Source organism: Metabacillus rhizolycopersici, assembly GCF_020075705.1.
Genome location: NZ_JAIQUM010000149.1, coordinates 1 through 4,944 on the forward strand (window position 1 = coordinate 1; position 4,944 = coordinate 4,944).

General features: G+C 34.9%; 8 protein-coding genes. 6 read left to right on the forward strand and 2 right to left on the reverse strand.

The window, feature by feature from the left end; genetic code table 11:
• Nucleotides 1-379 precede the first annotated feature (379 nt).
• Nucleotides 380-880, forward strand: coding sequence for a LiaI-LiaF-like domain-containing protein (locus K9V48_RS26970; RefSeq protein ID WP_224142161.1), 501 nt, complete (start codon nt 380-382; stop codon nt 878-880).
• A 62-nt stretch (nt 881-942) separates the two neighbouring features.
• Nucleotides 943-1,068, forward strand: a complete 126-nt coding sequence (locus K9V48_RS26975; protein ID WP_224142162.1) for a DUF6254 family protein — start codon at nt 943-945, stop codon at nt 1,066-1,068.
• 180 nt (nt 1,069-1,248) lie between these two features.
• Here the strand turns inward: K9V48_RS26975 and K9V48_RS26980 are convergent, their stop codons facing one another.
• Entirely contained in the window at nt 1,249-1,710 is a 462-nt protein-coding gene (locus tag K9V48_RS26980; protein ID WP_224142163.1) for a CBO0543 family protein, read from the reverse strand.
• A 400-nt stretch (nt 1,711-2,110) separates the two neighbouring features.
• On the opposite strand from K9V48_RS26980, the gene queC reads away from it, so the two are divergent.
• From queC to queF, 4 genes are read left to right on the forward strand one after another with little or no spacing between them, the layout of a single operon-like run.
• On the forward strand, nt 2,111-2,773 hold the full coding sequence (queC, locus tag K9V48_RS26985; RefSeq protein ID WP_224142164.1) for a 7-cyano-7-deazaguanine synthase QueC: 663 nt from the start codon (nt 2,111-2,113) through the stop codon (nt 2,771-2,773).
• Nucleotides 2,770-3,213 carry a 6-carboxytetrahydropterin synthase QueD gene (gene queD / locus K9V48_RS26990; RefSeq protein ID WP_224142165.1) on the forward strand — a complete coding sequence of 148 codons (444 nt, stop codon included), beginning with the start codon at nt 2,770-2,772 and terminating at the stop codon, nt 3,211-3,213. The genes queC and queD overlap by 4 nt, the downstream gene beginning before the upstream one ends.
• The gene (gene queE / locus K9V48_RS26995; RefSeq protein ID WP_224142166.1) at nt 3,210-3,938 is read left to right on the forward strand and encodes a 7-carboxy-7-deazaguanine synthase QueE; all 729 of its coding nucleotides are present in this window, start codon (nt 3,210-3,212) and stop codon (nt 3,936-3,938) included. The genes queD and queE overlap by 4 nt, the downstream gene beginning before the upstream one ends.
• Nucleotides 3,939-3,964: 26 nt before the next feature.
• On the forward strand, nt 3,965-4,462 hold the full coding sequence (queF, locus tag K9V48_RS27000; protein WP_224142167.1) for a preQ(1) synthase: 498 nt from the start codon (nt 3,965-3,967) through the stop codon (nt 4,460-4,462).
• A 159-nt stretch (nt 4,463-4,621) separates the two neighbouring features.
• Here the strand turns inward: queF and K9V48_RS27005 are convergent.
• On the reverse strand, nt 4,622-4,944 hold a 323-nt coding region (locus K9V48_RS27005; RefSeq protein WP_438803930.1), incomplete at its 5' end, for a DUF7852 domain-containing protein.

Consider the following 4,944-nt stretch of genomic DNA (forward strand, 5'->3'; position numbering starts at 1 on the left):
TTACTTTCGCTGCCATGAATTTGAAGAAGATGGCTAACTGGACATGGCGAGGTTCAGAAATGGCATAATAAAGTGAGCTAAGAGAGGTCTATCCTCATTCATTTGAGGTGAATTTCCAAGAAAATCGTAAAAGAGGTTCGGAATGAAACCATTCCGAACCCCTTTTGTCGACAATCTGGGACTTACATTAGTAAGTTCTTTTTTTACTTAGGAATTTATAAAATACTTGTACTTTTGTTCCTCCTTAGAGAAAATTGAATATTCATTATTTCTGAAACTTTCCTGTTGAAACAAACGTAGGATATATAGTGAATAAATATCATAATCTTTTTATGGAAAAGGTAACGTAAGAACTTTAGGGAAAGTGGAGGTGTTTTTCTTGAAAAACGGTAAGGGAGTGTACGGATTCTTTTTAGTGGCTATAGGTATACTATTTTCTTTGCAATCTTTAGGACTTATTGGTGACTTTTGGAGTTTTTCTTGGCCATTGATTTTACTTTTTGTATCAATTGGTTTTCATCTTGGTTTTTTTCTTTCTGGAGCAAGAAGTCAACATGCGGGATTATTAGTACCAGGAGGAATTTTATTCGTCCTAAGTATGTTATTTATGTTTGAAGAGATGACCGGTTGGAATTTTTCAGGTAATACTTGGCCAATCTATTTATTTGCTGTAGCATTCGGTTTATTTGAGCTTTGGTTATTTGGCGGACGTGAGGTTGGCTTACTAATACCAATTTTTATTTTAACAGGATTAGGTTTTGTTTTTCTTATCCAAAACCTTCTTACTTTTAATATTTTATCATTCTGGCCACTGGTATTAATCATTGTTGGACTATTTCTCATCTTTGGAAGGAGCGGCAACTCCTCGAAAGATCTTTAAGAATGAATTTTCTGTAACAGGAGAAAATAAAGAGGAATGATAATGATAAAGGAGTTTGATTTATGACACAATCAAAATCACAGCAAGAACGTCAATGGACTGTGCGCAAACAATCACAAAATCCGCATGGGAAAGTAAAATCTTTTGAACAGCTAGCTGAAGAAGCAGGTAAGAAGGAAGATAAATAAAGCGGTCAACCGATTAAATATCCGTTTTGCTAGAAAAGGCAGCTCAACGTTCTAGAGCTGCCTTTCTCAGCGGTTAGGAATTAATAAAATGCCTGTCAGGGATGATCAAGGTGCTTGAATTTCAAGCGCATCTTTCCGAAGGTGATAATCGAAGAGGGGGACTGTGGATTTGGTGAAGAGTCAAGTAATCTTGTTGAATTTATTTAGAAATCTGATAAACTTCAAATTTAATATTAAAATCGTATAGATAAATGGATAACAGATTGCAGAATACCAAATTTTCCATTCCTTATAATAAAAGACTTCCGTTTTCAAGGAAATATATTCGAAAATAATAGTTACTATAGAGCAAAATAAAATATATGTTGCCTTTTTAAAAAAGGTTTTTTTGTATGGATAAAAATTTAAAACGATAAAGTTAGCAGCGGGATAGATAAAGATAAATATAACGATGTATTCCCAGTCTAATCCTTTATTGAAAAAACCATAATAATCCAACTTGACATCTAAGTACATATCAGATAGGGTTGCTAAAAAGTTAGCAAAGAATGATGTAGTATAAATCTCTAATAATGATATACGCTTTGGAATAAATAGTAGAGCTAACACCGATCCAATGGCGGTGAAAATCAACAACGGCATAAAGTCCTCCTTTTTTTGTATATATTCCCCTTTTTAGACAAGTTCATACGTTACTCTATTCATTTTTCTCCTGTTACTTATTTTTAGCAAACATGTTACGTATCCTAATATCAGTTATTTCGCGCGTTCTGCTTTTGTATCGCTAATCACAGGAACATTGCAAAATAAATCTATTCGTGATATAGTTGCTTAGTTGAAAATATAAGTATAAATATAAATCCGATTTTTTACGAATTGTAGGAAAATTGGGAGAGGTTTTAGCACAACCCTCTATAAAAAACTACGATATCATTGATATAGTTTATTATAGAATTAAGTATGTGCCAGACACCTCGAAACTCCTTCGAAGGTGTTTTTTTATTTTAATTAACCATCGATTTAAAGGAAGGGTTAGGTTTAAATGAAGAATGAAAAAGCAGTCGTTGTATTCAGTGGCGGGCAGGATAGTACGACATGCCTATATTGGGCATTAAAACAATTTAAGGAAGTTGTTGCGGTAACGTTTAATTATAATCAAAGGCATAGCCTTGAAATAGATGTAGCGAAATCAATTGCAAATGAACTGGGTGTCCAGCATCATGTTCTGGATATGTCGTTATTAAATCAGCTTGCACCAAATGCATTAACAAGAGCGGATATTGCAATTGAACAAAAGGATGGAGAGCTGCCTTCGACTTTTGTTCCAGGGAGAAATCTGCTATTTTTATCATTTGCGACAATTTTAGCGAACCAAATAGGAGCTAGACATATCGTTACTGGAGTTTGTGAAACAGATTTTAGTGGGTATCCAGATTGTCGTGACGCATTTGTTAAATCGTGTAATGTTACTTTAAACTTAGCATTAGATAAACCATTTGTCATTCATACACCGTTAATGTGGATAAATAAAGCTGAGACATGGAAACTAGCCGATGATCTTGGCGTTCTTGACTTTGTACGCGAGAAAACATTAACTTGTTATAACGGAATTATTGCTGACGGCTGTGGGGAATGCCCGGCATGTGAATTAAGAAAACGTGGGCTTCGAGACTATTTACTTGAAAAAGGTGTGGGCAAGCGATGATTCAACAACTATATCCACAAGTGCAGCACAATTTTCAATTTGAATTAAATAAGGATATGCATCTTGCTGCAGCTCACTATATCCCACATGAGGATGCTGGGAAATGTCAAAATGTTCATGGTCATACGTATTTTATCAATATTACGATTGCAGGAGATGAGCTTGATAATTCGGGGTTCTTAGTTAACTTTGCGAGTATTAAGAAGCTTATCCATAATCGATTTGATCATACAATATTAAATGAACATACGGATCTCTTTTCGACAGACAACCCAAATTATTTTCCAACGACTGAAGGGGTAGCGCGAGCTATTTGGGAAGTGGTTCAGAAAGAGCTTGATACACAGGCAAATCAACCTAAATGTGTGCAAGTGTTTGTTCGGGAAACACCAACAAGCTATGTCGTGTTTCGACCTAGACGTAAGGAGGGACAAGAGTGAAAAAAGTCCCTGTATTAGAAATATTCGGTCCAACCATCCAAGGTGAAGGGATGGTGATCGGTCAAAAAACAATGTTTATACGAACGGCTGGATGTGATTATTCCTGTAGCTGGTGTGATTCAGCCTTTACATGGGATGGGTCAGCAAAAGATGATATTAGGCAGATGACAGCGGAAGAAATATGGTCAAAGCTAATAGAATTAGGTGACGATCGCTTTTCACATGTGACAATCTCTGGTGGTAATCCAGCACTGTTAGCAAATCTTTCTGAATTGATTGGTTTGTTAAAGGAGAAAGGTAAAAAGATTGCGATTGAAACACAAGGTAGTAAATATCAAGAATGGTTGAAAGATATCGATGATTTAACGATTTCTCCAAAGCCACCGAGCTCTGGAATGATTACAGACTTTGAAAAGCTCGATCAAATCATTGAAAAATTACGTAATAGTAATCAGCAGCAATCAATAAGCTTAAAAGTAGTCGTGTTTGATACTACTGATCTTCAATATGCAAAAGATGTACATCTACGTTATCCATCGATTCCATTTTATCTTCAAGTAGGAAATGAAGATATACATGAGGCAGAGACAAATAAGCTTGTTCAAACTCTACTAGAAAAATATGAAACGTTAATCGATCAGGTGATTGAAGATAAAGAACTTAACAATATTCGCGTATTACCTCAGTTACATACGTTAGTATGGGGAAATAAGCGAGGAGTTTAGTAAATATAGAAAAGAGGAAAGCAAGAATGGCAGGTAGAAAAGAGGAAGAATTGCAAGATGTAACACTTCTTGGTAATCAAGGGGTAAAATACTCATTTGAATATAACCCACAAATTTTAGAATCATTTGATAATAAACATCCAAATCGGGATTATTTTGTAAAATTCAATTGCCCAGAATTTACATCATTATGCCCAATCACAAGTCAACCAGATTTTGCGACCATCTATATTAGCTATATCCCGGATATCAAAATGGTTGAAAGTAAGTCATTAAAATTATATCTCTTTAGTTTTAGAAACCATGGGGACTTCCACGAAGACTGCATGAATATCATTATGAATGATTTAATTGAGTTAATGGATCCGCGTTATATTGAAGTATGGGGTAAATTCACTCCGCGCGGTGGTATTTCAATTGATCCTTACACAAATTATGGTCGCCCAGGTACTAAATATGAAGAAATGGCTGCTTATCGATTAATGAATCATGATTTATACCCTGAAACGATTGATAATCGATAATTAGTTAGATGGAATTTTGCCAAAGAGTTTGTTAGATTTATAATCATATAAAAAGATAAGTTGAGCTATTAATAGCTCAACTTATCTTTTTTTCGTTTTCACTAATAATTATTAGATAAAAAAGACCTGTATATCATTTTTTTATGTGTTAAATAATTCCTAGCAATCGTCGCAATCGTCTTGTTTGGCTGCAGCAGCCCCAGGTATAGTAAGTGGAATTTGTTGAACTTGTAGCACTTTTAAAGTAAGATCTGTGACGATTTTTTCACGTAATTTGTTAAAGCTGCTGTTATTAGAGCATTTGCTATTATGTGAGTCAAATGAGTGTGGAGAAAAGTCAAGCTCAAAGAATTCCGCGCTAATAAGTTCACAGTATGGCTGTTCATTGTAAATGACGCTATTTTGGAAGAAGTATTTATCTAAACGAGGAGATTCTCCATGTTTAGGATCGATAAATTGACCTCTTCTTTGCTCTCCGAAAC

What these genes read in the sequence shown, in the direction of transcription:
- queF (WP_224142167.1), top strand. Translation starts at nt 3,965, where the DNA reads ATGGCAGGTAGAAAAGAGGAAGAATTGCAAGATGTAACACTTCTTGGT.
- queC (WP_224142164.1), top strand. Translation starts at nt 2,111, where the DNA reads ATGAAGAATGAAAAAGCAGTCGTTGTATTCAGTGGCGGGCAGGATAGT.
- K9V48_RS26975 (WP_224142162.1), top strand. Translation starts at nt 943, where the DNA reads ATGACACAATCAAAATCACAGCAAGAACGTCAATGGACTGTGCGCAAA.
- K9V48_RS26980 (WP_224142163.1), bottom strand. Translation starts at nt 1,710, where the DNA reads ATGCCGTTGTTGATTTTCACCGCCATTGGATCGGTGTTAGCTCTACTA.
- queD (WP_224142165.1), top strand. Translation starts at nt 2,770, where the DNA reads ATGATTCAACAACTATATCCACAAGTGCAGCACAATTTTCAATTTGAA.